We start from the raw sequence: 24,468 nt of genomic DNA on the forward strand, positions 1-24,468 counted from the left end.
TCAGCCGCGAAACCCTGTCGCCACAACGAATTTCTCGGAACTGTCCGACCGGGATGCGGGCGGTTTGACGTTGGCGACCTTCTCGAACTTCTGTTTCAACAGCTTTTGCAAATCTCCCTCGGCGCCTCCGGCCAGAACCTTGGCGACGAACGTGCCACCTACTTCCAACACGTCAAAGGCAAAATACGCAGCCGTTTCGCACAGGGCCATAATCCGCAAATGGTCGGTCTGTTTGTGGCCTGACGACGCGGCGGCCATGTCCGACATCACCACATCGGCCTTGCCGCCCAGCCAGTCTTTGACCTTTTGATCGGCGTCATCTTCCATGAAATCCAGTACATGAGCCGTCGCACCAGCAACCGGTTCGACCTCTTGAAGATCAATGCCCAGTACAGTGCCAATGCGCTTGCCGCTCTTCTCGCCCAGCGCATTCACCCGCTTGACCGCAACCTGCAGCCAGCCACCGGGGGCGCAACCCAGATCCACGACGCGCGCACCGGGTACGAGGAATCGGAATTTCTCGTCTAGTTCCAATATCTTGAACGCCGCGCGCCCGCGATACCCTTCGGCATTTGCGCGTTTGACATAGGGGTCGTTCAGCTGCCGCTCGAGCCAACGTGTTGAGCTTAGCTTACGCCCACGCGCCGTCTTTACCTTTACCTTCAGGTCGCGCTGTCCGCGGCCTGAGGTGTTTTTTCCACTCGGTGTCTTTGCCATCAGAACGGTCCGTCTTCCAATACGCCGTCCGCACTCATCTGTGCATAAAGCAGACCTTCGCGCAGCCCCCGGTCCGCTACAGACAAGCGGTCGGTGGGCCAGCAACGCAAAAGGGCCTGCAAAATGGCCGAGCCGGACATGATCAGGGCCTGCCGGTCATCCCCAATCCGGGGGTCGCGGCGGCGCCCGTGAGGGCCGAGTTCTAAATACCCGCGGATGACTTTGTCAATCTGATCGCTGGTCATGCGCAGACCGTCCACTTTGGTTCGGTCATAGCGCTTCAGCCCCAGATGCGACGCGGCAACGGTTGTGACCGTGCCGCTGGTGCCGACGATCTGGAATCCTTCGCGGGTTTGTTCGTCCTTGTAGGGGGCGAAGTCGGCCAGATTTTCTTCGAAAAACCAACTCATCAGGGCGAAACGAGCCGAGTCGTCTTCGACGTCGTGGAACTGATCGCGCAGGGTGGCGACACCAAGGGGCACGCTGATCCAATCCACGACCTTTGCGGCGGGGAAGGGGCTGTCAGCTGTGTGAAAGCCATTGTGAAGCCGCATGATCGCGGCCGGGCGATCGCGGCGGGGAATCGAAGATATGTCGATCCAAACCAGTTCGGTCGAACCGCCGCCGATATCAACGACCAGCAATTGTTCGGTCTTGGTGGAGACCAAAGGCGCACAAGAGATAACGGCCAGCCGTGCCTCTTCCTCGGGCTGGATGATCTCCAGCGTCAGGCCGGTTTCGCGCTTCACCTGACGGATGAAGTCGCGCGCGTTCTTGGCGCGGCGGCACGCTTCGGTCGCGACCAAACGCATCCGTTTGACCTTGTTGCGTTTCAGCTTTTGCTGGCAGATGCGCAGGGCCTGAACCGTGCGCGACATCGAGGCCCGAGACAGTCGCCCCGTCCGTTCCAGACCCGCGCCCAATTGCACGGATTTGGAGAAGCTGTCGACCACATGGAACCCGCTGCCCTTGGGCTGGGCGATCAACATGCGGCAACTATTTGTCCCCAGATCCAACGCCGCATAGAGCGCATCTGGATCGGGTCTTGCCGGCGCGGGGCTTTCGACCGCCTTCGGGAACGCGCCCGCACCTTTGGGACGCTTGGGCGCCATTCGTCACGCCCTCCGATTTTCGAGTTAGTTTGACCCTAGGCGGGGGATCGCCGACGCGCAAGTGATTTCAATTTTGAATTTAACGTGAGTGTCACACCGCGTTCATACTGGGGTGCGATCCCGTGGCCGAGCCCCGATACGGGATTCTCTACCAGCTTTCAGCCAGATATGGAGATTGCCATGAAAGACGAGCACACCCTTTCTTTTGATGAATATGATGAGGTTGTAAATCCCCGCCCCGAGGAATGTGAATTTGACCGTGTGGTTGAACGCGCCTTGTCGCGACGCGGTTTTTTGGGCGGTGTTCTGGCGATGGGCAGCTTTACGGCTGTCGCGGGCTCGTTTGTCCCCTCGGGTGCACGTGCGGCTATGGATCGTTTCGCGTTTGACGCAATTCCGGTTTCCACCGCAGATGACGTAGTTGTGCCCGCGGGCTACAAAGCCGAGGTTATGGTGCGTTGGGGTGACCCGCTCTGGTCCGATGCGCCCGAATTCGACCATGCAACGCGCGGTACCGCTGCAAGTCAGGAACGTGCATTCGGCGACAATACCGACGGTCAGGATGTGTTCCTGCATGATGGTCATGTGCTGCTGGTTGTGAACAACGAATACACCAACCGTGACATCCTTTGGGGCAATAACCCCGATGCCAAGGCGGCCTCGGACGATGATGTTGCCAAGGGCATGATGGCCCATGGTGTCACCGTGGTCGAGATCGCCAACACCGATGGCACATGGGCGATTGTCAAGGACAGCCCTTACAACCGTCGTATTACGCCGCAGACCGATATGGCCTTGACCGGCCCGGCGGCTGGGCACGATCTGCTAAAAACAGCAGCTGATGCAACAGGGACCACCTCGAAGGGCACCTGGAACAACTGCGGCAACGGCATGACGCCCTGGGGCACCTATCTGGCCTGTGAAGAAAACTTCAACGGCTACTTCTCGGCAGCTGATGAGAACCACGAGGTCAGCCCTGAACTGAAGCGCTACGGCGTCTCGTCCAAGGATTGGGGCTATGGCTGGGCCAAGATCGATGACCGTTTTGACGTCTCGAAAAACCCCAATGAGCCGAACCGCGCAGGTTATGTGGTGGAGATTGACCCGACCGATCCAAATTCGACCCCACGCAAGCTGACCGCGCTGGGTCGTTTCAAGCATGAGAACGCTGAAGCGGTTGTAAACAACGATGGTCGCGTCGTCGTTTACATGGGCGATGATGAACGGGGCGAGTTCCTGTATCGCTTTGTATCGGACGGCGTTTATGCGGCAGGCGTTGACACCAATGCGCTGCTGGAAAATGGCACTTTGTCCGTTGCGAAGTTCAACGACGACGGCACGGGTGAGTGGCTGGAATTAACGCCAGAAACCACGGGTTTGGCCTCGCAGGCTGAAATCAGCATCCACACACGTCAAGCCGGTTCAGCGGTTGGCGCGACTACGATGGACCGTCCGGAATGGGTTGCCGCAAACCCCAACTCGCCCGAGGTTTATTGCTGTCTGACCAACAACAAGAACCGGGGCGTCAAGCCGAATGCCGGTGGAGATGACACATCGGTCAACGGACCAAACCCGCGTGAGGCAAACAACTATGGCCAAATCGTGCGCTGGACCCCGAATGGTGGCGATCATACCGCGGCAGGTTTTGGATGGGACCTCTATGTTCTGGCCGGTAACCCGACTGTGCATCAAGACGCCTATGGCGGCTCGGACAACGTCAATGCGGATAACATGTTCAACTCGCCCGACGGGTTGAAGTTCGACAGCAATGGTCTGCTGTGGATCCAGACCGACGGCAACTATGGCAACGAAGGCGATTTCGCCGGACAGGGTAACAACCAGATGCTGGCCGGCGATCCGGTCACCGGCGAAATCCGCCGCTTCATGGTTGGCCCGAACGAGTGTGAGATCACGGGTATCAGCTGGTCGCCTGATCGCCGCACCATGTTCGTGGGCGTCCAGCACCCGGGTGAGGACGGCAACAGCCACTGGCCCGAAGGCGGTGACGCGGTTCCACGCTCTGCAATCATCGCGGTGACCCGCGAAGACGGTGGTCTGGTCGGCTAACATCGCTGATCTTTGAACGACGACCCCGGACGCATAGCTTCGTCCGGGGTTTTTCTGTTTCATGCAGTAGTTTCATAGTGACAATGAGAATTTTGATATGCGGATTGGCTGGGAACTCAGCTACAAGCGCCGGTACACAACCGTAGGCCAAAAAGTCGCTTGAAATACCACTTGTGTCGAAAACCGACCGACCCAGGCCCATATAGATGTTTAGAACCGCCCCATCGGGTTAGGAGGAATCACAGCAATGCCTGACGTCACCATCGTTTACTGGCGCGACATTCCCGCTCAGGTCATCGTCGGCAAAGGCCGTCGCGGCGCCAAGCGGCAATTGGAAGAACGGTTTGAACAAGCCATCGACCGCGCCGCTATGAAGGTGAATGCCAAGGACAGTGATGCCTACCTTGCGGAATGGCGCAAAGCCGCGCCTTTTGCAGTTGAGGGCGACCCGTCCGAGATTGCGGAGGCACAGGCCGTGCGTCTGGAAACGGAATACGATCAGGACCGCATCAAAGCGCTGATCGCCAATGACGGTTGGGCATGAGCCCGAGACAGCTATGGGAGGCCGCAATGGCTTTGCTGAACTTCAAGAAACGTGATGCGGTCGAAAACGGGCCGGTTAATCCGACCGTCGAAGCCTTTTTGCAGGGCTATTCGATCGAGGTGATGCCCCGCACCGCCGAAAAGGTTGAAGATTTCCGCGCGTTGTTGCCCGAAGGCACCCGCGTCTACATCGCGCATATCGAGGGCACACCCATCGAAGATATGGTCAAGACCGCCAAGCGCCTCGCTGATGATGGCTATCCGGTGATGCCACACTTCCCGGCGCGGATCATCAAGGACGCGGCGACGCTTGAGAACTGGATCTCGATGTATCAGGGTGAAGCCGGTGTTGAGCAGGCGCTGCTGCTGGCCGGTGGTGTTGCTAAGCCACATGGGGATTTCGAAAGCTCGATGCAGTTGCTGGAAAGTGGCCTATTCGACAAGGCGGGTTTCAAACGTCTGCATGTCGCTGGTCACCCCGAGGGCAACAAGGACATCGACCCAGACGGTTCGACCAAGAATGTCGATGATGCGCTGCGTTGGAAACAGAAATTCTCGGAAACCACCGACGCCAAAATGGCCCTGGCCACCCAGTTTGCCTTTGACGCCAAACCGATCATCGCATGGGCCGACAGCCTGAAAGAAGCGGGGATCGACATCCCGGTCCATATCGGCATCGCCGGCCCGGCCAAGCTTCAGACGCTGATCAAGTTTGCTATCGCTTGTGGCGTTGGCCCGTCGCTGAAAGTTCTGCAGAAACGCGCCATGGACGTGTCCAAGCTGTTGCTGCCTTATGAGCCGACTGATGTTGTCACCGAACTGGCCAACCACAAAGCGGCCAACCCGGATTTCAACATCACCAACGTCCACTTCTTCCCGCTGGGCGGGATCAAGACCAACGCCAACTGGGCGATCAATAACGGCGGCGCTTCGGCAAAGCCCGCAAATTCCTAAGGAACGGACATGACCCGTACAGTCGTAGAATCAAAAACAAAAACTGCCGTTCTGGGCTTTGACGAACCGTTCTGCGTGATCGGCGAGCGGATCAATCCCACAGGCCGCAAGAAACTGGCCGCCGAACTGGAAGCGGGCGATTTCTCGACCGTCGAGAAAGACGCGCTGGCGCAGGTTGCTGCAGGCGCGACCGTTCTGGATATCAATGCGGGTGTTGTCTACAACTCGAACCCCAATCCGAACGAGACCGAACCGCCGCTGATGCGCAAGATCGTTGAGCTGGTACAGGGCTTGGTCGATGTGCCTCTCTGCGTCGACAGCTCGGTCCCTGGTGCGTTGGAAGCGGGTCTTGAGGCGGCTGAAGGCCGTCCGCTGCTGAATTCGGTCACCGGCGAGGAAGAGCGTCTGGAGCTGGTTTTGCCGCTGGTGAAGAAATACAACGTGCCGGTTGTTGCCATCTCGAATGACGATACTGGCATTTCCGAAGATCCCGACGTGCGTTTTGCGGTTGCCAAGACGATTGTCGAACGCGCTGCTGACTACGGTATCCCAGCTCATGACATCGTCGTTGACCCGCTGGTGATGCCCATCGGCGCGATGGCGACCGCAGGTCAGCAGGTGTTCGCTTTGGTTCGCCGCCTGCGTGAAGAACTGGGCGTGAACACGACATGCGGTGCCTCCAACGTCTCGTTTGGCCTGCCAAACCGTCACGGCATCAACAACGCCTTCCTGCCGATGGCGATGGGCGCTGGCATGACCTCGGCCATCATGAACCCGGTGGCATTGCCGGTCACGCAAAAGAAGATTGCCGAAAAGAAAGAGGCTGTCGCCGCCGCAGGTATCATCCTGCCTGAAGGTATGGATGATGAGACATTCGTGCAGATGTTCGGTTTGGGATCGACCCTACCGCGCGCCGGTAAAGAAATGGAGGCCATCCGCGCCGCCAATTTGCTCACCAACAACGACCCCCATGGTGGTGAGTGGATCAGGTTCAACAAAGCCCCCGAGGCACCCGGAGCCGAGGGCGAAGGGCGAGGACGTCGCGGAGGCGGTCGCCGCCGCCGCGCCTAAGCTGAACGCAACTTGATCACAGGCCGGGCACTTGCCCGGCCTTTCTATTTTCCATGCAGGAGAAGCTCTGATCAGCGTATGATCTCAGATGTGCAAACCGATGGCGTGGTTCACCGCTAAACCGGTGTTGATCGCGCAATAGGTCGGGTAGGGTGTGCGTTCAGAAAGGTTGATATCTCGTTGAATCAATTGATGATCTTCCAGCCTGTACAGGGACTCGGATAGCGCCCTGTCCGTGATTGTAGTCAGTGCCGTTTTCATGGTTGAAAATCGCTGAGGCGAGTTAGTCAACGCTAAAACTGGGACTGACCAGCTTTTACGTAGCAGGGCAAATTCACTTTCATCAGGTACGGCCTTAATAATCTTGCTGGCCATCTGCGCGGCCTCAACACCCTTTAGTGTCAGCCGAAACTCGGGCCGCAAAGGATGGCCGTGGCCCGGATTTCTTTCGAGAAGACGCAGCGCAATCAGGTGATCAAGGCTGGCACGAAAGGAGGTCCGGCTTGCGTTGGTCGCTGCCAGCAAGGGGGCCTGACGTCCCGGCGTACCCGCATCCAACAGCGCCAGAATGCTGAGTGACCAGGCCCGTGATGTCAGGTTGACAAGTGTCGGAATGTCCATAAAGTATAGTTACTAGTATTATGAAAAAAGGTAAAGCACATGGCACGCGTTTCTCTTGATGATACGATCACACTTGCCCTGTCCGTACGCGACCGCCACGCAAGCGCGACGTGGTATCAGGAAAACTTGGGTTTCTCGCTTGTATACCATATGGACGAAGCAGGCTGGAGCGAGGTGCAGACCAACACCAAGGGCGTGACTCTGGGTCTGGGCGAGCAGGCAGAGCCCAATCCCGGCAACTGCGTGCCCGTATTCGGCGTGGCCAATATATCAGAAGCCCGCAAGGCGCTGGAATCCGCTGGCGTACGGTTTGATGGCGAAACCGAGACCGTCGAGGGCATGGTCAGCACGGCAACCTTTTTCGATCCAGACAACAATGCGCTGATGCTGGCGCAGGACCTGACCAAGTAGATTTTGGCCCCGCATGATCCCTCTTGAACCCCGGTCAAAGGGGGTGCTATCCACATCTGCGCGGCGGGTATGATGTAATGGTAGCCTGTCAGCTTCCCAAGCTGAACGCGCGGGTTCGATTCCCGCTACCCGCTCCAGATTTCCGTGTTTAGATCCGGAAAACCAGGTCCTGCGCTGATCCAGTTATCCCCTGCGGCGACGGCGCCGACCTCCGCCAGCGTCGGACTCGCCACCGCCTGTATTGAACGAGGGCGCGGGCAGGGTGACGACTCGGGCCAGTTCGGGGAACGGGTCCGTCTTGTGCGGGATCGCGTTGGCTGCGACGAAGTGATCCTGGAATTTCGGCTCGATGGCGGTTTCGACCTTGGTAATTTCGCGAACTACGCGCTCGATTTCGGCCCGTGCACCGATGTTGCACAGCGCTATCCGGGCACCAGTACCTGCGGCGTTCCCGGCGCTGGACACCTTGTCCAGCGGGGCATCCGGGATCATACCCAGAACCATCGCGTGCTTGGTCGAGATATGTGCGCCAAACGCACCTGCGAGGACAACGCGATCCACTCGGTCGACCTCCATCTCGTCCATCAACAACCGCGCGCCTGCATAAAGCGCGGATTTGGCCAGTTGGATGGCGCGGATGTCGCCTTGGGTGACGGTGATCCGCGGGCCGCCATCGGCGCTGGCATCGTGGATCAGGTAGGAATGGGTGCGACCCTCGGGCACGCTGCGCGATGTGCCGGTCTGCTCGGCTGAGCCGATCAGGCCACTTTCATCCAGCAGGCCCGCCATACGCATTTCGGCGACCGCTTCGATAATGCCAGAGCCGCAGATACCAGTGATGCCGGTGGTGGCAATGTCGACGTCAAAGCCCTCTTCGTCCGACCATTTCTCGGACCCGATGACGCGGAAACGGGGTTCTTTGGTGGTTGGGTCGATCTCGATCCGTTCGATGGCGCCGGGGGCGGCACGCTGGCCCGAACTGATCTGTGCGCCTTCAAAGGCGGGGCCGGTGGGCGAGGAACAGGCCAGAACGCGGCTGGTGTTGCCCAGCAGGATTTCCGCATTGGTGCCGACGTCGACGATCAAAACCAGATCCTCGGATTTTCCGGGCTCTTCCGACAAGGCCACAGCGGCGCAGTCCGCACCCACATGGCCTGCGATACAGGGCAGGATATAGACCTGTGCCCGCGGGTTCATGTTGATCAGGTCCATCTCATGCGCGGGCAGGGACATCGACTCGGATGTGGCCAGCGCAAATGGAGCTTGCCCCAACTCGACCGGGTCCAGACCCAGCAGTAGGTGATGCATGACCGGGTTGCAGACAAAAACCGTTTCCACGATCAGGGCGGCGTCAATCCCGGCCTCATCAGCGATTGAGGTGGTCAGATCGTTGATCGCCTCGCGCACCGCTTTGGTCATTTCCTGATCGCCGCCGGGGTTCATCATGGCATAGGACACGCGGCTCATAAGATCTTCGCCAAAACGGATCTGGGGGTTCATCAGGCCGGAAGAGGCTTTGACCTCGCCGGTATCCAGATCGGTCAGGTGCGCGGCGATGGTGGTTGAGCCAAGGTCGATGGCCAAACCATAGAGCCCGCCTTCGTGCAGGCCCGGCCAGATGTCGACAACCCGCGCGACAGAGTCCTTGTGGCCTTTGTGGATGGCGACCGTGACCTCCCATTTACCTTTGCGCAGCACGGGTTGCAGCTTGGACATAAGCGACAGATCAGCAGTGATGGCGTCGATCTTCCATTGGTCGCGCAAGGCACGTTCCAGCCGCTCCAGATCACCGGTCGGCGAATGCATGTCAGGTTCTTCAACCACGACGAAATACAGACGCGTTGCCGGATCCATGGTGATAGCGCGCGCAGTGGCGGCCTTTCGCACGACCTGGCGGTGCACTTGGCTTTCAGGCGGTACGTCGATCACCACATCGCCTTGCACCGTGGCCTGACAGCCCAGACGGCGGCCCGGCTTCAACCCCCGTTTGTCTTCATAGCGCTGCTCGACCGCGTTCCATTCACTCAGCGCACCGTCGCTGACCGTGACGCCATGTTTGGGAAACTCGCCATAGCTGGGTGTGATCTGGCATTTCGAACAGATGCCGCGCCCGCCGCAGACCGAATCCAGATCAACACCCAACTGCCGCGCTGCAGTCAGAATTGGCGTGCCAACCGGGAAATGCCCGCGTTTGCCGGATGGGGTGAAGACGACAAGAGGGTCGGTGGTCATGAATGGCCTGCCTTTGTATTCGCGCGTGTCCCGCGCAAGATATGAATTTCGTGAGAAAGGGAAAGGCCATTCAGCGGCAGGTTTTCAACAACAAGCGTCGTTTTAAGGCACGGTGTTCTGATGCTTTTGGCAACAACTTCGGTTCAGGGGCTTTTCCTTGGAGTTGATCCATGCAATAGGGTCACCGCCAAACGGGCTTTTGCATGGGGTGATCAGATGCAGATTCGTGAGGCGCTTACCTTTGATGATGTTCTTTTGGTGCCAGGGGCATCAACGGTGCTGCCGGCCACGGCAGATACCACGACACGTGTGACACGTCAGATTACCATGAACATCCCGCTGCTCAGCTCGGCCATGGACACCGTGACAGAAGCGCGCATGGCCATTGCCATGGCCCAGGCGGGGGGCATCGGGGTGATCCACAAGAACCTTTCGATCGAAGAACAGGCCCGCGAAGTGCGCCGGGTTAAACGCTTCGAATCGGGGATCGTCTATAACCCGGTCACGCTGCGCGCCGATCAGACACTGGCCGACGCGCAGGCGCTGGTGCAGCGCTACAATTTCACCGGGTTCCCTGTGGTGGATGATCAGGGGCGCGTCGTCGGCATCGTGACCAATCGGGACATGCGCTTTGCGACCTCGGATGACACGCCGATCCACGCGATGATGACCGCGGACAACCTGGCGATGCTACAAGAGCCTGCCGATCTGGAAGAAGCCAAAAGCCTGATGCGCGCCCGCCGCATCGAAAAACTGCTGGTCGTTGATGGTGAGGGCAAGCTAACCGGTTTGTTGACCCTCAAAGACACCGAACAAGCCGTGCTGAACCCGACCGCCTGTAAAGACAGCCTTGGCCGTCTGCGTGTGGCGGCTGCAACCTCGGTTGGCGATGCCGGATTTGAACGCTCGGAACTGCTGGTCGATTCAGGTGTCGACATCATCGTTGTCGATACAGCGCATGGCCATTCACAAGGCGTTCTGGATGCGGTGAAACGCGCCAAGACCCTGTCGAACGAGGTTCAGATCATCGCAGGGAACGTTGCCACGTCCGAGGCGACCAAAGCATTGATCGACGCGGGCGCGGACGCCATCAAAGTGGGTATCGGGCCGGGCTCGATCTGTACCACGCGTATGGTGGCCGGCGTCGGAGTGCCTCAGCTGACGGCGATCATGGATTGCGCGGCAGCGGCTGGTGATGTTCCGGTGATTGCCGATGGCGGTATCAAGTTCTCGGGCGATTTCGCCAAGGCCATAGCGGCGGGGGCCTCCTGCGCCATGGTGGGTTCGATGATTGCCGGGACCGATGAAAGCCCGGGTGAGGTGATCCTGTACCAGGGCCGGTCTTTCAAATCTTATCGCGGCATGGGCAGTCTGGGTGCGATGGCGCGTGGCTCGGCCGATCGCTATTTTCAGAAGGATGCCGCCAATGACAAGCTGGTGCCCGAAGGGATTGAGGGGCAGGTGCCCTACAAAGGGTCAGCCGGGGCTGTTGTGCACCAGTTGGTGGGCGGCCTGCGCGCAGCGATGGGCTATACCGGCTGTGCAACCGTTGAAGAGATGCGTAAGAACTGCAACTTTGTGAAAATCACCGGGGCAGGTCTGAAAGAAAGCCATGTGCATGACGTGCAGATCACCCGCGAAAGCCCGAACTATCGGGTGATGTAAGGTTGCAGGTTAAGACATGACACCTGCGGCGCGCGTCCAGGCTTCGATCGAGATTCTGGATGAGATACTGGGCAGAGCACCCGTTGAAAAGGCCCTGACCGGCTGGGCGCGCCGCAGTCGGTTTGCCGGGTCCAAGGATCGTGCAGCGGTGCGGGATCATGTGTTTGACGCGTTACGCCGCAAACGATCTTTTGCCGCGCTTGGCGGTGCATGTACCGGGCGCGGCCTAATGATCGGGGCCGTGCGGGCGCAGGGTGGTGATGTAAGCTCCGTGTTTGCGGGCGACAGGCATGCTCCGCCGCCTGTAAGTGCCTCCGAAACCGCGCGTGCTTTTGAAAGCGATGCGGAAAGATTGGACATCCCTGAATGGCTGTGGCCGCAGTTTTGTGCCTCGTTGGGCGCGGATACGGAAGCCGCTGCAGAAGCTTTGCAGAGCCGTGCGGGTGTTCATCTGCGCGTGAACCTTCTGAAAGCCGATCTTGCGTTGGCGACCGAGGCCTTGGCTGCGGAGGGCATCGCCGCAATCCCGCATCCAATTTGTGAAACGGCGCTTGATGTCACGGACGGTGCGCGCAAGATCGGACAAAGCCGTGCCTATACAAACGGGCTGGTTGAATTGCAGGACGCTGCGAGCCAAGCCGTTGTGGCGGCGCTGGATGTGCAGCCGGGTATGCGTGTTCTGGACTATTGCGCCGGCGGCGGGGGTAAATCGCTGGCTCTTGCTGCGCACAGAGATGTCACCGTGTTCGCCCATGACGTGAATGCAGGCCGCATGCGGGATTTGCCCAATCGAGCGGAGCGGGCGGGGGCTGATATCACCTTGCTCAGCTCTGGTGAGCTTGCAGACCATGGGCCGTTTGACATCGTGCTTGCCGATGCCCCGTGTTCTGGCAGCGGGTCCTGGCGGCGTGCTCCGGCGGGGAAATGGGCCTTGACCGGGACGCGTTTACACGAATTGACGAGTGTTCAGGCCCAAATACTAAATGGCATTCGGGGGTTTGTGCAGCGCGATGGAGTTTTGGCCTATGCCACATGCTCGATGCTTGACTGTGAAAATGGTGACATTGTCGAGGCGTTCTTACAGTCCAACCCCAACTGGCAGCAGTCTTTGCGCCAATCGTGGCGGGTAACACACGGTGTGGATGGTTTCTTTACGGCACACTTGACGCGGTAGCAAGGTGGGCTCTAGCAACTTTAGGTAGAGGCTCGTGCGACTAGATTCGTTAAGCGGGTTTTAACCAATTTAAGTTCCAGATGCCCCAACGCCCTTTTGACCGAGCCATTGATGTCCGACATTGCCGATTTACCCTATCAACCGCGTTCTGATACGGTCCCTTCTATACAACGTATTGCTGCACTGGCCCTGCTGGCGCTCGCACTTGTTTTGGCACCCAGCACGAAACTTGTATCCCCGGATTGGGCCATGGGACTTTGGGTTTCAGGCGGATCGCTGGCAGTGATTGCGCTGATTGTGGTTCTCAGGGTGGCGCTGAGCAACCGATCTGTACAGAGATCGACCGCCGTGATGGCAGCCTTTGCGCAGCAGGATACGTACCCCTGTTTGATTGCCAATGCCGAGGGCGAAATCCTGATTGCCAATGCGGCTTCCTATCAAAGGCTCCGCGCGATGCCAGGTGAGGCACTGACCCATTGTCTGCGCCCCGTCTTTGCCAATCCGGCGGCGATCTTACTGCGCCTGCAATCGCGGGCGCAATCACAGGGCCGGGCGCACGAACATGTGGTGACGCTTGATACAACAATCCCGGTATCGGTCTTCCGGCTATGTGACGGGCTGTTGTGTTGGCGTTTTCGATTTGAAGAGAGCGGACCCTGGGACTCAGTGTCTCTGCCGGTTCTGACCGAAGGGCGAAACGGTGATGTTTTGCGACTGAACCGCGCCGCTGAACGTCTATTGGGTTTTCTGCCAGAAACCATGGATCAGGTACTGCCCGAAGTTGGCAATGAACAAATCGGTATCATGCGGCTCTGTACCAAAGCCGGGGATCAAACTGCGGTCGTGTCCGAGTTGTCCAACTCGAGCACAGGGCGCAATCTGGCGCTGGTTCCGCTGGCCGCCCCCCCTAAACAGGGGATCGGGACGCATTTCAATGATCTTCCCGTGCCGCTTTTGTGCCTGTCCCCTGACGGGACGATCCTGCAAGCCAATCGGCTGGCGTTGAAGCTGTTGGGTGGCGGTGAACTCACCAAAACCAACATCAGCACCATCATGCAGGGCTTGAACCATCCTGTGTTAGAGTGGCTGGCTCGGACGGCAGCGGAAGAAGAAGCGCATCGGTCCGAGTTTCTGCGGCTTAGCCGTGATGACAAAGAGATATTCATACAAGTTACACTCAGCCGTGTTCACAAAGATGGTCAGGTATGTTTGATCGCGGTTCTCAACGATGCGACCGAGTTAAAAACGCTTGAGGCGCAATTTGTGCAGGGGCAAAAGATGCAGGCTGTTGGCCAGTTGGCGGGCGGTGTTGCGCATGATTTCAATAACTTGCTGACCGCCATCTCAGGCCATTGCGACCTGCTGTTGCTGCGGCACGATCAGAATGATCCCGACTATGCGGATCTGGTGCAGATCAACCAGAACGCCAACCGCGCGGCGGCGCTGGTCAGCCAGTTGTTGGCCTTTTCGCGCAAACAAACCTTGCGCCCCGAGGTACTGGATATGCGGGATACGATCTCAGATCTGATTCACCTGCTGAATCGTCTGGTCGGGGAAAAGGTACATCTGACGCTGAGCCATGACCCCGTGCTCAAACCCGTTCGCGCCGACAAACGTCAGCTCGAACAGGTGCTGATGAATCTGGTGGTCAACGCCCGCGATGCCATGCCCGAAGGCGGTGAAATTCGGATTGAGACTGAGGTTCTAACCCTGACGAACCCATTGATGCGGGACAGAGCCACGGTCGAGCCGGGCGAATATGTCACCGTCAAGGTCAAGGATGGCGGTATCGGAATACCGGCCGACAAGCTACAAAAAGTGTTCGAGCCGTTTTACACAACCAAACGCACCGGGGAGGGGACGGGTCTGGGCCTGTCAACCGTCTACGGTATCGTGAAACAGACAGGCGGCTTTATCTTTGTTGACAGCGTTGTTGGGCACGGGACGAACTTCACCCTTTTGCTCCCGGTTTGCAAAACCGCCTCTGAACCAGAGGTGATCGAAGACGTATCGCATAGCCCGCAGACCAATCGTCAAGGTGAAGGGGTCGTTTTGCTGGTCGAAGACGAGGCTCCGGTCCGCGCCTTTGCAACCCGCGCTTTGCGCCTGAAAGGCTATACCGTGTTGGAGGCCGAGTCTGCAGAGGATGCCCTGAACATATTGGACGACCCTGAATTGGTCGTTGATGTTTTTGTAACCGATGTGGTGATGCCGGGCATGGATGGTCCGACATGGGTTAGCAAAGCCCTGGAAACCCGGCCCGATGCGCGCGTTGTCTTTGTGTCTGGATACACCGAAGGCGCGTTTGGCGATTCCGGACCGCAGATCGCCAACTCGACCTTCCTGCCTAAGCCGTTCTCATTGACCCAACTGACCGAAGCCGTGTTCGAAAAGCTCAACTGACGCGCTTATTGCGCTGCGTCATGGGTCGCAAATTCTTCGGCGTGTCTCTTACGAAACATGGTCTCGGTCTCGGGTGTCAGAAACATGTTCCGGGTCGGAGAGACATTTTCGCGTGGCAGGGTGATGTCCATTTGCAGCCGCTCTTGCAGGAAGTTCAGGATTTTGTCCTGATGTTCATATTTAAAAACGTGGCTGGCGCCGACGCCGTTGTTGCGGGTGCGAAAGAACTGGTGCTGGCTGCCCACATCCGCAAATTTCGGGCGCGGGTTCTGCATATAGGCGCGGACAAACTCATCGAAGCTTAGATCACGGGTTGAATGCGGATGCCCGATACGGTCATCGCGGCTGCGAAAGCGATACCAGCTGCCCAGCCAGTCGATGGGTTCGCGCACGACAGCCATGATCTCCATCTCGGTGTCATACATTTTTCGGTACATGTTCTGAAAAAAACGATCAAACCGGCGCACCGGGGAGTGTTTCAACTCGGGCGGGCCTGTGATCACCAGATCCGCGCGTGATCCGAGTGCTGTGTGATAGGCGGTGCTACCTGTCTTGGGTACAGATAAAAACGCAAGGCGTTCTTTATAGAAAACAAGCATTTATCAATCCCGAGACTTGGACCGTTACGATTGCAGATTGTCGTAAACCACTCTTTAACACAATTGCCGAAGAGTAGGTTCTGTAAGTTTTAGTTGAAATGTTCTCTTTTTGGTCCCATAAGGAACAAGAGGCGAACAAAGCAGCGATTGCCGCCCGGCAAAGGGTGTGACAAAAGGGAAAGCGACAGGACAATGGCGGATCTTCTGACGATGAGCGACAAGAAAAACGCAGATAAGCAAAAGGCGCTCGACAGCGCGCTGGCCCAGATCGAACGTCAGTTCGGCAAAGGCTCGATCATGAAGCTGGGCGAAGACAGCAAACAGGATATCGAGGCCAGCTCGACCGGGTCTCTGGGTCTGGATATAGCGCTCGGAATTGGCGGTCTGCCAATGGGTCGTATCGTTGAGATTTACGGACCAGAAAGCTCCGGTAAAACCACGCTGACGCTGCATTGTATTGCAGAACAGCAAAAACGCGGCGGCGTTTGCGCCTTTGTCGATGCGGAACACGCGTTGGACCCGCAATATGCACGCAAGCTGGGCGTCGATCTGGATGAGCTGCTGATCTCGCAGCCCGATACCGGCGAACAGGCGCTTGAGATCACCGATACGCTGGTGCGTTCCGGGGCTGTGAATATGGTCATCGTCGACTCGGTGGCGGCGCTGACGCCGAAATCCGAGTTGGAAGGCGATATGGGTGACAGCAATGTCGGCGTTCAGGCCCGATTGATGAGCCAGGCGATGCGTAAACTGACCGGCTCGATCAGCCGTTCGAACTGTATGGTCATCTTCATCAACCAGATCAGGATGAAGATCGGCGTCATGTTCGGCAGCCCGGAAACCACGACCGGTGGTAATGCGCTGAAATTCTACAGCTCGGTCCGGCTGGACATCCGCCGCATCGGTGCCATCAAGGATCGTGACGAGGTGGTCGGCAACCAGACCCGCGTCAAGGTTGTGAAGAACAAGGTGGCACCGCCGTTCAAACAGGTGGAATTCGACATCATGTATGGCGAAGGCATCAGCAAGATGGGTGAACTGCTTGATCTGGGTGTGAAGGCCGGTGTGGTCGAGAAATCGGGATCCTGGTTCAGCTATGGCGATGAGCGGATCGGGCAGGGGCGTGAAAACGCCAAGCAATATTTGCGAGATAACGGCCAGATCGCGCTGCAGATCGAAGATAAGATTCGTGCAGCCCATGGGTTGGATTTCGACATGGCACCAGGCGCGACCGAGGATGACGACATCCTCGAGGCTTAATGGCCGCTTGGGGGGCAGCAGAAATCCCCCTGCATCCCGAAGGCGCTGAGAATATTAGGAATAGGGCGGCCCAATGGGGCCGCCTTGTTTCGTTTTCAGGCAGCCTATGCTGTGGACACTCCCTGGGTGCGGCGGTAAACCTGCGCAAACCATTCTGATTGCGCGCTGAGAGAGCCCAAATGCCCACGCTGAACGATATTCGATCGACCTTTCTGAACTACTTCGCCAAGCAAGGGCACGAAGTGGTGGCGTCCAGCCCCTTGGTGCCGCGTAACGACCCGACACTGATGTTCGTGAATTCGGGCATGGTACAGTTCAAAAACCTGTTTACCGGCGTTGAAACTCGTGACTATCAACGCGCCACAACGGCGCAGAAATGCGTTCGCGCCGGGGGCAAGCACAACGATCTGGATAATGTGGGTTACACCGCACGGCATCACACGTTCTTTGAGATGCTGGGGAACTTCTCGTTCGGTGACTATTTCAAGCCTGAGGCTATCCCTTTTGCGTGGGAGTTGATTACCAAGGAATATGGCATTGATAAGAACCGTTTGCTGACCACGGTTTACCATACGGATGATGAGGCGTTTGAGATCTGGAAAAAGGTCGGCGTGCCCGAAGACCGGATCATCCGCATCGCTACCAATGACAATTTCTGGCAGATGGGCCCGACCGGCCCTTGCGGCCCGTGCACCGAGATTTTCTATGATCACGGCGATCACATTTGGGGCGGCCCTCCGGGATCGGCCGAGGAAGACGGCGACCGGTTCATTGAGATTTGGAACATCGTTTTCATGCAGAACGAGCAGTTCGAAGACGGCTCGATGGTCGAACTCGATATGCAGTCGATTGACACCGGCATGGGGCTGGAACGGATTGGCGCTCTGCTGCAGGGCAGCCATGACAACTATGAAACTGACCTGTTCAAGACCCTGATCGAAGCCTCGGCAGATGCAACCGGCGTTGATCCTTACGGAGATCAGAATGTGCATCACCGGGTGATCGCGGATCACCTGCGGTCAACCTCCTTCCTGATCGCCGATGGGGTGATGCCATCCAATGACGGGCGCGGTTATGTGCTGCGCCGGATCATGCGCCGGGCCATGCGTCACGCGCATCTGCTGGGCGCGAAGGACCCGGTTATGCACCGGCTGGTGCCAACACTGGTGCAGTTGATGGGCGCGCAGTATTCCGAGTTGGGACAGGCACAGCCGTTGATCGAAGAAACCCTGTTGTTGGAAGAAACACGCTTCAAGCAAACGCTGGATCGTGGTCTGAAACTTCTGGATGAAGAAGTGGCAGGCTTGCCCGAGGGCGCGGCCTTACCTGGCGACGCCGCGTTCAAGCTGTATGACACCTATGGTTTCCCATTGGACCTGACACAGGACGCGCTGCGTGAAAAGGGTCGGACCGTGGATACCGATGGCTTCGATGCGACCATGGCCGAACAAAAGGCCAAAGCGCGCGCAGCCTGGGCCGGTTCGGGCGAGGCGGCGGACCAGGCGGTGTGGTTCGATGTGCTCGATACCGCTGGCGCAACTGATTTCCTGGGCTATGACACGGAAAAGACCGAAGGGCAGATCGCGGCGCTGATCGTCGATGGTGCGCTAGTCGACACAATCGAGCAGGGTGGCAGCGGCTGGGTCGTTGTGAACCAGACCCCATTCTATGGTGAGGCCGGGGGTCAGGTCGGAGATGTGGGCGAGATTCGACGTTTGGAAGAGCGCGATGATGTTTCGCGCGTCGAAGACACTAAGAAGTTCGCGGATGGTAAAGTCTATGCTCACAAAGTGTCCGTAGAGCGCGGCGTGCTATCCAAGGGTGATGCGGTCGAGCTTGAGGTTGATCACGCGCGCCGGTCCTCAATCCGAGCCAATCACTCGGCGACGCACCTGTTGCATGAAGCCTTGCGCGAAACGTTGGGTGACCACGTCGCGCAGCGTGGGTCATTGAATGCAGCGGATCGTTTACGGTTCGATTTCAGCCATTCAAAGGCTTTGACATCTGAGGAAATTCACAAGGTTGAGCGCGAGGTGAACGACTTCATCCGCCAGAACTCAACCGTTGAAACCCGGATCATGACCCCGAATGACGCGCGCGAATTAGGTGCGCAGGCCCTGTTTGGCGAGAAATATGGCGATGAAGTGCGCGTCGTTTCGATGGGCAAAGCGCCCACCGGCAAAGGCCAGGATGGTGAAACGTGGTCGATTGAACTCTGCGGTGGCACCCATGTGCGCCAGACCGGCGATATCGGAACTTTTGTGGTACTTGGCGACAGTGCCAGCAGTGCGGGTGTCCGCCGTATCGAAGCGCTGACCGGAGATGAAGCGTTCCGCTATCTGTCCGGGCAGGATCAAAGGCTTTCGCAAATTTCTCTGGAGTTGAAAGCGCAGCCGGATGATGTCGTCACGCGCGTGAAATCCTTGCTGGATGAGCGGAAGGCGCTGCAAAACGAAGTTGCGCAGCTGCGCCGCGATCTGGCAATGGCTGGTGGCGCGGGGCAGGGAAGTGGGGCCGAGGCCCGTGATGTAAACGGGGTCAGCTTTCTGGCGCAGGTTCTCAGCGGCGTATCGGGCAAGGACTTGCCGGCTTTGATCGACGAACACAAAGCGCGTCTTGGTTCGGGCGCGGTTCTGCTGATAGCGGATACAGGCGGTAAGGCGGCTGTGGCCGCCGGTGTTACCCCTGATTTGATCGGCAAAGTCTCTGCAGTGGACCTGGTCAAAGCAGCCGTTGTCGAATTGGGTGGCAAGGGTGGTGGTGGACGTCCAGATATGGCGCAAGGCGGTGGTAAGGATACCACGAGCTCAGACGCTGCGATCAAGGCCGCCGAGCAGGTATTGGGAGGATAAGATGGCTGCACTTTGGATTGCACATGTGACTGTGACTGACACGGACGCCTATGGGAAATATGCAGAATTGGCAGGGCCGGCGATTGCAAAGCATGGCGGTGAGTTCATCGCGCGTGCGGCCCGATATGTTCAACTGGAAGGAAAAGAGCGCCCCCGAAATGTCGTTGCGCGCTTTCCTTCGGTCGAAGCGGCGGTTGAGTGTTATAACTCAGACGACTACCAGGCGGCCTTGAATCATGCGCGCGGCGCGAGTGAGCGCGAGCTGGTTGTCGTCGAAATCACAGAGTGAGAATCATCTTGCGCGATCTTTGTTGCGCAAGGTCGCGGTTTATAAGCGAAAATCGGCCAAGGCGCGAAGGATGAAATTGAGACTCTTCGCGTCGACTATTACTTATCTGTTAAATATGATTATTTACAGGGAGTTGTCTCGATAACCTAAGGTTGAATTTCAGAATTCCCGTTATAATTGTGGCAATCTGACCCCAATTCTTGCCCAACTTTGTCATGGTAAGTGACGAATTTCCGCCCTTTTTCCCCGTCAAGTTCGTCCTAGATTGCATCGCGGGCCATGTTTACGGATATTTTCTAAAAACAGGGCAGTGTCCGGTTTAACTGCAATCGCATGGTTGAACACGGATTGGGGATCAGGAATGAAATCGATCGGCACGAAACTCATGCCTGTCTTGGGGCGCGCAACCTTAGGGTCGAGACACTTTGTATGTGCAGCCGCTCTCTTGCTTGGCACTTTGGGGGCCGCGCCAGCAGCGCAGGCATCCGAGGGTGCGTTTATTACAATCGTTTCAGCCTCTCCTCCGCCATCCGGGGCGCGACAGCTGTGCCGTCAGTATGACTGGGCTTGTGCTACCAAGCGGTCCGGCAGGTTGACCAGCCAGCAGGAAATGCAGATCGTCCAGCGTGTAAATCGTCATGTAAACGCGACCATTCGCGAGGTGACGGATCAATCTCAATACAAAACCCGTGAACGTTGGGCGCTTCCCACGTCTCGGGGCGGTGATTGCGAAGATTTTGCTCTGTTGAAAAAACGCGATCTGATCGCTGCAGGCATTGACCCCAGAAAGCTGCTGATCGCAACGGTGTTGGATACACGCCGCAACGCGCATGCGGTGTTGGTCTATCGTTCTGACAGCGGCGATCTTGTTTTGGATAACCTGACAAATAGCATCAAGCCTTGGGCATCGACACGGTATCTTTTCCTTCGCATGCAGGATCCCAAGCAACCCCGTCGTTGGGTAGGTGTATTCGGAAGCAGCTAAACGCTTTTGTTTGTTGTGAAATAGAGAACACCAGCCGCGATTTACGCAGCTGGTGTTTTTTTGAAGCCGTATCAAACGTTGTTGTTCGGGGCAGGGTCGTTTGTTGTGCCGGTGGCGCCCACGTCACCAGTGCCGCCACCTGAGCCACCACCGTCGCCGGTGCCGCCGCCATCACCGGAGCCGCCGCCCGAGCCACCGCCGTCGCCGGTGCCGCCGCCGTCACCCGAGCCACCGCCCGAGCTGGAACCGCCGCCAGTGCCACCGCCGTCACCCGAGCCGCCGCCCGAGCTGGAACCGCCGCCAGTGCCACCGCCGTCACCCGAGCCGCCGCCCGAGCTGGAACCGCCGCCAGTGCCGCCGCCGTCACCCGAGCCGCCGCCCGAGCTGGAACCGCCGCCAGTGCCGCCGCCGTCACCCGAGCCACCGCCCGAGCTTGAGCCGCCACCAGAGCTGGAACCACCTCCAGATCCGCCACCGCTCTCATCAGCGGGGCCGTCACCCGTACGCTGAGGATTTGTAATCGACGCTGTGGGAAAGTCAGTCAGAACTGCTGCGAAAGCCGGGCAGGTTTGAAGCGTGCGGGATAGAATGTCTTCGAAATCAGCCCGACGCTGAATGTATCGCAGCATTCGGGCGTCCACGACCTTACAAGCGCAAAGGGTTTCTGTTGAAACCGATTGCTTTGCAGTGCGGATCGTGCAGGTCCCGTCCGAAAAGGTTGGGCCTGCTGCAAGAAAAGACGCAGATGCAGATGCAAAAACAAGGGAAAACAAACGGGATTTAATGCGCATAGCGCCACTCCTCAAAACTCATTACCAACTGCGTCGATCTTATGCACCAATCAAAACGTGCGTTGTATGAACGACGTCACACTTTGGCCCAGAATACACCTTTGTTAGGCCGAATTTACAAGAGGGACTCTTGGTGAAAGAGTTATTCTTAACTTTACTTAAAGTTGATCAGCCATGAAAAACAGGGGCTAAACCTGACCTTAGGTCAAACCGGCCCCAGTTCACCATTTTTGCGATGGATGAAAAAATGTCACACTCGTGTCATTGTTTCTAATTTTGAAACCCTGAATTTGCCACAATTTAGGCAGATTTCGCCATCCGCTTGCGCTCGTGCGGGTCCAGATATCGTTTGCGCAGGCGCACAACGCTGGGTGTAACCTCGACCAGTTCGTCGTCATCGATATAGGCGATCGCCTCTTCCAATGAGAATTGAACATGCGGTGTCAGGCGCACTGCATCATCCGAGCCGCTGGCGCGAACGTTGGTCAGCTTCTTACCTTTCAGCGGGTTCACTTCTAGATCGTTATCGCGCGAATGCTCGCCGATTACCATGCCCTGATAAACCTCGGCCTGTGGGCCCACGAACATGCGACCACGTTCCTCGAGGTTCCAAAGCGCATAGGCGACAGCCTGACCTTTCTCCATCGAGATCAGAACACCTGCACGGCGGCCTGGAATTTGGCCCTTATGTGGGGCCCAGTCATGGAACACGCGGTTCAGAACACCTGTACCGCGCGTGTCGGTCAGGAACTCACCGTGATAGCCGATCAACCCGCGCGAGGGGACATGGGCGATGATACGGGTCTTGCCAGCGCCTGCCGGGCGCATCTCGACCAACTCACCCTTACGGGCGCCGGTGATCTTTTCGATGACCGACCCGGAATATTCGTCATCCACGTCGATCGTGACTTCCTCGACCGGTTCCAGGCGCTGACCATCTTCTTCGCGGAACAGAACCTGCGGGCGAGAGATGCTGAGTTCGAATCCTTCGCGACGCATGTTTTCGATCAAAACACCCATCTGCAATTCACCACGGCCTGCGACCTCGAAGGCTTCGCCGCCTGGGGTGTCGGTGATGCGAATGGCGACATTCGATTCGGCTTCTTTCATCAGGCGATCGCGGATGACGCGCGATTGGACCTTTTTTCCGTCACGGCCGGCCAGGGGTGAGTCGTTGATGCCAAAGGTCACGGTGATGGTCGGCGGGTCGATGGGTTGAGCGGGCAGGGCTTCTTCCACCTGCGGCGCGACCAGCGAGTCCGCGACGGTGGCTTTGCTCATCCCGGCGATGGTGACGATGTCACCAGCTTCGGCCACATCAATCGGTTGCTGCGCCAGACCACGGAAGGCCAGAATCTTGGAGGCGCGGAAATTCTCGATCAGTGTTCCATCGCGGCTAAGCGCCTTGAGACTGTCGCCCGCTTTAAGTGTACCGCCTTCCACACGGCCCGTCAGGATGCGTCCGATAAACGGATCGCTGCCCAAAGTGGTGGCCAGCATGCGGAAAGGTTCGTCTTTCTTTTCGGCCTGCTTTGGGGCGGGGACGTGATCGACGATCAGGTCGAACAGTGCGGTCAGATCCTTGCGCGGCCCGTCCAGCTCCATATCAGCCCAGCCGGACCGGCCCGAGGCATACATGGACGGGAAATCCAATTGATCATCATCCGCGCCGAGGTTGGCGAAGAGGTCGAAACACTCATCCAGCGCGCGGTCGGGTTCGGCGTCGGGCTTGTCGACTTTGTTCAGCACCACAATCGGCCGCAGGCCCAAGGCCAGCGCCTTGGAGGTCACGAATTTGGTCTGCGGCATTGGACCTTCAGCAGCGTCAACCAGCAGGACAACGCCATCGACCATGGACAGGATCCGCTCAACCTCGCCCCCGAAATCGGCGTGGCCGGGGGTGTCGACGATATTGATGCGCGTGCCCTTCCATTCGACCGAAGTCGCCTTGGCTAGAATGGTGATGCCGCGCTCGCGTTCCAGATCATTGCTGTCCATGGCGCGTTCGGCCACGGCCTGATTTTCCCGGAACGCGCCGGATTGTTTGAGCAGCTCATCCACCAGCGTTGTCTTGCCGTGGTCCACGTGAGCGATGATTGCGATATTGCGCAGGTCCATGAGAGGTCAGCCTTTGAACGGGAAGTTGCCGCGCGCATAACGCGGCACGCCAAAATATACCAGCCCTAACCGGTCTTCAGTGGCCTGCGGTCTTCGAAAACAGGTGAATGATCAAAATCCCGGCCAGAATCAACGACAGACCAAGGATCGCCCAGACGTCCAGTTTCTGCCCGAAGACCAAAAAGCCGATAATGGCGATAAAGAAGATGCCAAGGCCGGACCAGATGGCATAAACAATGCCCACAGGCATATATTTCAGTGTCAGCCCCAGCAGGTAGAATGCGAATCCGTAGCCAATCACGACCAGAACCGAAGGCCAAAATCGCGTGAATTGCTGGCTGGCCTGCAATGCCGTTGTCCCAACCGTTTCTGCAAAAACCGCGATCAACAGGATCAGGTAGGCTTTGGGCATTGTCATAACCTTAATCTTGCACGGGCCGGGTCAGCTTGAGCACGGAATCAGGCTGGCAGGCAAGGGGATTCAAGTAAGCCGGTCATGGCGCTGACTACCGGGTCAGGTATACCTGACTTTAGGTAAACACGTGATCGTGTAACATCTGCGCCGTTGTTGGTGTTTTGTTACCGAGTGTATTTTATGACCTTA

20 protein-coding genes and 1 tRNA gene are annotated in these 24,468 nt (G+C 57.8%); 13 read left to right on the top strand and 8 right to left on the bottom strand.

Annotated elements, in window-relative coordinates:
• Both ACR0JX_RS03235 and ACR0JX_RS03240 read right to left on the bottom strand, forming a co-directional pair.
• Positions 1 to 717 (bottom strand): RlmE family RNA methyltransferase, encoded by a 717-nt coding sequence (locus tag ACR0JX_RS03235; protein WP_480541338.1) that lies wholly within the window; start codon positions 715 to 717, stop codon positions 1 to 3.
• Positions 717 to 1,829 (bottom strand): Ppx/GppA phosphatase family protein, encoded by a 1,113-nt coding sequence (locus ACR0JX_RS03240; RefSeq protein WP_480541340.1) that lies wholly within the window; start codon positions 1,827 to 1,829, stop codon positions 717 to 719. The genes ACR0JX_RS03235 and ACR0JX_RS03240 overlap by 1 nt, the downstream gene beginning before the upstream one ends.
• 180 nt (positions 1,830 to 2,009) lie before the next feature.
• Here ACR0JX_RS03240 and ACR0JX_RS03245 point away from each other — a divergent pair, with 180 nt between their 5' ends.
• The 4 genes from ACR0JX_RS03245 (at position 2,010) to ACR0JX_RS03260 (ending at position 6,464) form a co-directional block, all read left to right on the top strand.
• Positions 2,010 to 3,896: a PhoX family protein gene (locus ACR0JX_RS03245; RefSeq protein WP_480541342.1), complete on the top strand. Its 1,887-nt coding sequence runs from the start codon at positions 2,010 to 2,012 to the stop codon at positions 3,894 to 3,896.
• A 247-nt stretch (positions 3,897 to 4,143) separates the two neighbouring features.
• Positions 4,144 to 4,440: a virulence factor gene (locus ACR0JX_RS03250; RefSeq protein ID WP_170533008.1), complete on the top strand. Its 297-nt coding sequence runs from the start codon at positions 4,144 to 4,146 to the stop codon at positions 4,438 to 4,440.
• A gap of 26 nt (positions 4,441 to 4,466) precedes the next feature.
• A complete protein-coding gene (locus tag ACR0JX_RS03255; protein ID WP_480541344.1) occupies positions 4,467 to 5,393 on the top strand; it encodes a methylenetetrahydrofolate reductase in 927 nt (308 codons plus the stop codon).
• 9 nt (positions 5,394 to 5,402) lie between these two features.
• A complete protein-coding gene (locus ACR0JX_RS03260) occupies positions 5,403 to 6,464 on the top strand; it encodes a methyltetrahydrofolate cobalamin methyltransferase (RefSeq protein WP_480541346.1) in 1,062 nt (353 codons plus the stop codon).
• 84 nt (positions 6,465 to 6,548) lie between these two features.
• Here the strand turns inward: ACR0JX_RS03260 and ACR0JX_RS03265 are convergent, their stop codons facing one another.
• Positions 6,549 to 7,085, bottom strand: a complete 537-nt coding sequence (locus tag ACR0JX_RS03265; protein WP_480541348.1) for a winged helix-turn-helix transcriptional regulator — start codon at positions 7,083 to 7,085, stop codon at positions 6,549 to 6,551.
• Between the two features lie 39 nt (positions 7,086 to 7,124).
• On the opposite strand from ACR0JX_RS03265, the gene ACR0JX_RS03270 reads away from it, so the two are divergent.
• Positions 7,125 to 7,496: a VOC family protein gene (locus ACR0JX_RS03270; protein WP_480541350.1), complete on the top strand. Its 372-nt coding sequence runs from the start codon at positions 7,125 to 7,127 to the stop codon at positions 7,494 to 7,496.
• A gap of 63 nt (positions 7,497 to 7,559) precedes the next feature.
• Positions 7,560 to 7,633: transfer RNA gene (locus ACR0JX_RS03275), tRNA-Gly, on the top strand.
• Positions 7,634 to 7,679: 46 nt separating this feature from the next.
• Here ACR0JX_RS03275 and ACR0JX_RS03280 read toward each other — a convergent pair.
• Complete coding sequence (locus ACR0JX_RS03280) at positions 7,680 to 9,728, bottom strand: ASKHA domain-containing protein (RefSeq protein WP_480541352.1); 2,049 nt, start codon at positions 9,726 to 9,728, stop codon at positions 7,680 to 7,682.
• A gap of 216 nt (positions 9,729 to 9,944) precedes the next feature.
• Between ACR0JX_RS03280 and guaB the strand changes: the two genes are divergently transcribed.
• The 3 genes from guaB (at position 9,945) to ACR0JX_RS03295 (ending at position 14,970) form a co-directional block, all read left to right on the top strand.
• Entirely contained in the window at positions 9,945 to 11,393 is a 1,449-nt protein-coding gene (gene guaB, locus ACR0JX_RS03285; RefSeq protein ID WP_480541353.1) for an IMP dehydrogenase, read from the top strand.
• Positions 11,394 to 11,409: 16 nt separating this feature from the next.
• Entirely contained in the window at positions 11,410 to 12,567 is a 1,158-nt protein-coding gene (locus ACR0JX_RS03290; protein ID WP_480541355.1) for an RsmB/NOP family class I SAM-dependent RNA methyltransferase, read from the top strand.
• 111 nt (positions 12,568 to 12,678) lie between these two features.
• Positions 12,679 to 14,970, top strand: a complete 2,292-nt coding sequence (locus ACR0JX_RS03295; protein WP_480541357.1) for an ATP-binding response regulator — start codon at positions 12,679 to 12,681, stop codon at positions 14,968 to 14,970.
• A 5-nt stretch (positions 14,971 to 14,975) separates the two neighbouring features.
• Here the strand turns inward: ACR0JX_RS03295 and ACR0JX_RS03300 are convergent, their stop codons facing one another.
• Positions 14,976 to 15,569: a sulfotransferase family 2 domain-containing protein gene (locus ACR0JX_RS03300; protein ID WP_480541359.1), complete on the bottom strand. Its 594-nt coding sequence runs from the start codon at positions 15,567 to 15,569 to the stop codon at positions 14,976 to 14,978.
• A gap of 192 nt (positions 15,570 to 15,761) precedes the next feature.
• On the opposite strand from ACR0JX_RS03300, the gene recA reads away from it, so the two are divergent.
• The 4 genes from recA (at position 15,762) to ACR0JX_RS03320 (ending at position 20,955) form a co-directional block, all read left to right on the top strand.
• On the top strand, positions 15,762 to 16,829 hold the full coding sequence (recA, locus tag ACR0JX_RS03305) for a recombinase RecA (RefSeq protein ID WP_480541361.1): 1,068 nt from the start codon (positions 15,762 to 15,764) through the stop codon (positions 16,827 to 16,829).
• A gap of 179 nt (positions 16,830 to 17,008) precedes the next feature.
• Positions 17,009 to 19,681, top strand: coding sequence for an alanine--tRNA ligase (alaS, locus tag ACR0JX_RS03310; RefSeq protein WP_480541363.1), 2,673 nt, complete (start codon positions 17,009 to 17,011; stop codon positions 19,679 to 19,681).
• Position 19,682: 1 nt separating this feature from the next.
• Positions 19,683 to 19,970, top strand: a complete 288-nt coding sequence (locus tag ACR0JX_RS03315; RefSeq protein ID WP_480541365.1) for a DUF1330 domain-containing protein — start codon at positions 19,683 to 19,685, stop codon at positions 19,968 to 19,970.
• A gap of 361 nt (positions 19,971 to 20,331) precedes the next feature.
• Positions 20,332 to 20,955: a transglutaminase-like cysteine peptidase gene (locus ACR0JX_RS03320; protein WP_480541367.1), complete on the top strand. Its 624-nt coding sequence runs from the start codon at positions 20,332 to 20,334 to the stop codon at positions 20,953 to 20,955.
• Positions 20,956 to 21,026: 71 nt separating this feature from the next.
• Here ACR0JX_RS03320 and ACR0JX_RS03325 read toward each other — a convergent pair whose 3' ends face one another.
• The 3 genes from ACR0JX_RS03325 to ACR0JX_RS03335 form a co-directional block, all read right to left on the bottom strand.
• Positions 21,027 to 21,584, bottom strand: coding sequence for a hypothetical protein (locus ACR0JX_RS03325; protein WP_480541369.1), 558 nt, complete (start codon positions 21,582 to 21,584; stop codon positions 21,027 to 21,029).
• 462 nt (positions 21,585 to 22,046) lie between these two features.
• Positions 22,047 to 23,864: a translational GTPase TypA gene (typA, locus tag ACR0JX_RS03330; protein ID WP_480541371.1), complete on the bottom strand. Its 1,818-nt coding sequence runs from the start codon at positions 23,862 to 23,864 to the stop codon at positions 22,047 to 22,049.
• Between the two features lie 76 nt (positions 23,865 to 23,940).
• Complete coding sequence (locus ACR0JX_RS03335; protein ID WP_480541373.1) at positions 23,941 to 24,276, bottom strand: DMT family transporter; 336 nt, start codon at positions 24,274 to 24,276, stop codon at positions 23,941 to 23,943.
• Positions 24,277 to 24,468: the final 192 nt, after the last annotated feature.

It is taken from the genome of Ruegeria sp. AH7 (assembly GCF_056541325.1).

Excerpts from the sequence above, each read along its gene's own strand:
- alaS (WP_480541363.1), top strand. The coding sequence starts at position 17,009 with ATGCCCACGCTGAACGATATTCGATCGACCTTTCTGAACTACTTCGCC.
- ACR0JX_RS03265 (WP_480541348.1), bottom strand. The coding sequence starts at position 7,085 with ATGGACATTCCGACACTTGTCAACCTGACATCACGGGCCTGGTCACTC.
- ACR0JX_RS03290 (WP_480541355.1), top strand. The coding sequence starts at position 11,410 with ATGACACCTGCGGCGCGCGTCCAGGCTTCGATCGAGATTCTGGATGAG.
- ACR0JX_RS03245 (WP_480541342.1), top strand. The coding sequence starts at position 2,010 with ATGAAAGACGAGCACACCCTTTCTTTTGATGAATATGATGAGGTTGTA.
- ACR0JX_RS03315 (WP_480541365.1), top strand. The coding sequence starts at position 19,683 with ATGGCTGCACTTTGGATTGCACATGTGACTGTGACTGACACGGACGCC.
- recA (WP_480541361.1), top strand. The coding sequence starts at position 15,762 with ATGGCGGATCTTCTGACGATGAGCGACAAGAAAAACGCAGATAAGCAA.
- ACR0JX_RS03280 (WP_480541352.1), bottom strand. The coding sequence starts at position 9,728 with ATGACCACCGACCCTCTTGTCGTCTTCACCCCATCCGGCAAACGCGGG.
- ACR0JX_RS03250 (WP_170533008.1), top strand. The coding sequence starts at position 4,144 with ATGCCTGACGTCACCATCGTTTACTGGCGCGACATTCCCGCTCAGGTC.
- ACR0JX_RS03320 (WP_480541367.1), top strand. The coding sequence starts at position 20,332 with ATGAAATCGATCGGCACGAAACTCATGCCTGTCTTGGGGCGCGCAACC.
- ACR0JX_RS03325 (WP_480541369.1), bottom strand. The coding sequence starts at position 21,584 with ATGCTGCGATACATTCAGCGTCGGGCTGATTTCGAAGACATTCTATCC.
- ACR0JX_RS03295 (WP_480541357.1), top strand. The coding sequence starts at position 12,679 with ATGTCCGACATTGCCGATTTACCCTATCAACCGCGTTCTGATACGGTC.
- guaB (WP_480541353.1), top strand. The coding sequence starts at position 9,945 with ATGCAGATTCGTGAGGCGCTTACCTTTGATGATGTTCTTTTGGTGCCA.
- ACR0JX_RS03335 (WP_480541373.1), bottom strand. The coding sequence starts at position 24,276 with ATGCCCAAAGCCTACCTGATCCTGTTGATCGCGGTTTTTGCAGAAACG.
- ACR0JX_RS03255 (WP_480541344.1), top strand. The coding sequence starts at position 4,467 with ATGGCTTTGCTGAACTTCAAGAAACGTGATGCGGTCGAAAACGGGCCG.
- ACR0JX_RS03270 (WP_480541350.1), top strand. The coding sequence starts at position 7,125 with ATGGCACGCGTTTCTCTTGATGATACGATCACACTTGCCCTGTCCGTA.
- ACR0JX_RS03235 (WP_480541338.1), bottom strand. The coding sequence starts at position 717 with ATGGCAAAGACACCGAGTGGAAAAAACACCTCAGGCCGCGGACAGCGC.
- typA (WP_480541371.1), bottom strand. The coding sequence starts at position 23,864 with ATGGACCTGCGCAATATCGCAATCATCGCTCACGTGGACCACGGCAAG.
- ACR0JX_RS03300 (WP_480541359.1), bottom strand. The coding sequence starts at position 15,569 with ATGCTTGTTTTCTATAAAGAACGCCTTGCGTTTTTATCTGTACCCAAG.
- ACR0JX_RS03240 (WP_480541340.1), bottom strand. The coding sequence starts at position 1,829 with ATGGCGCCCAAGCGTCCCAAAGGTGCGGGCGCGTTCCCGAAGGCGGTC.
- ACR0JX_RS03260 (WP_480541346.1), top strand. The coding sequence starts at position 5,403 with ATGACCCGTACAGTCGTAGAATCAAAAACAAAAACTGCCGTTCTGGGC.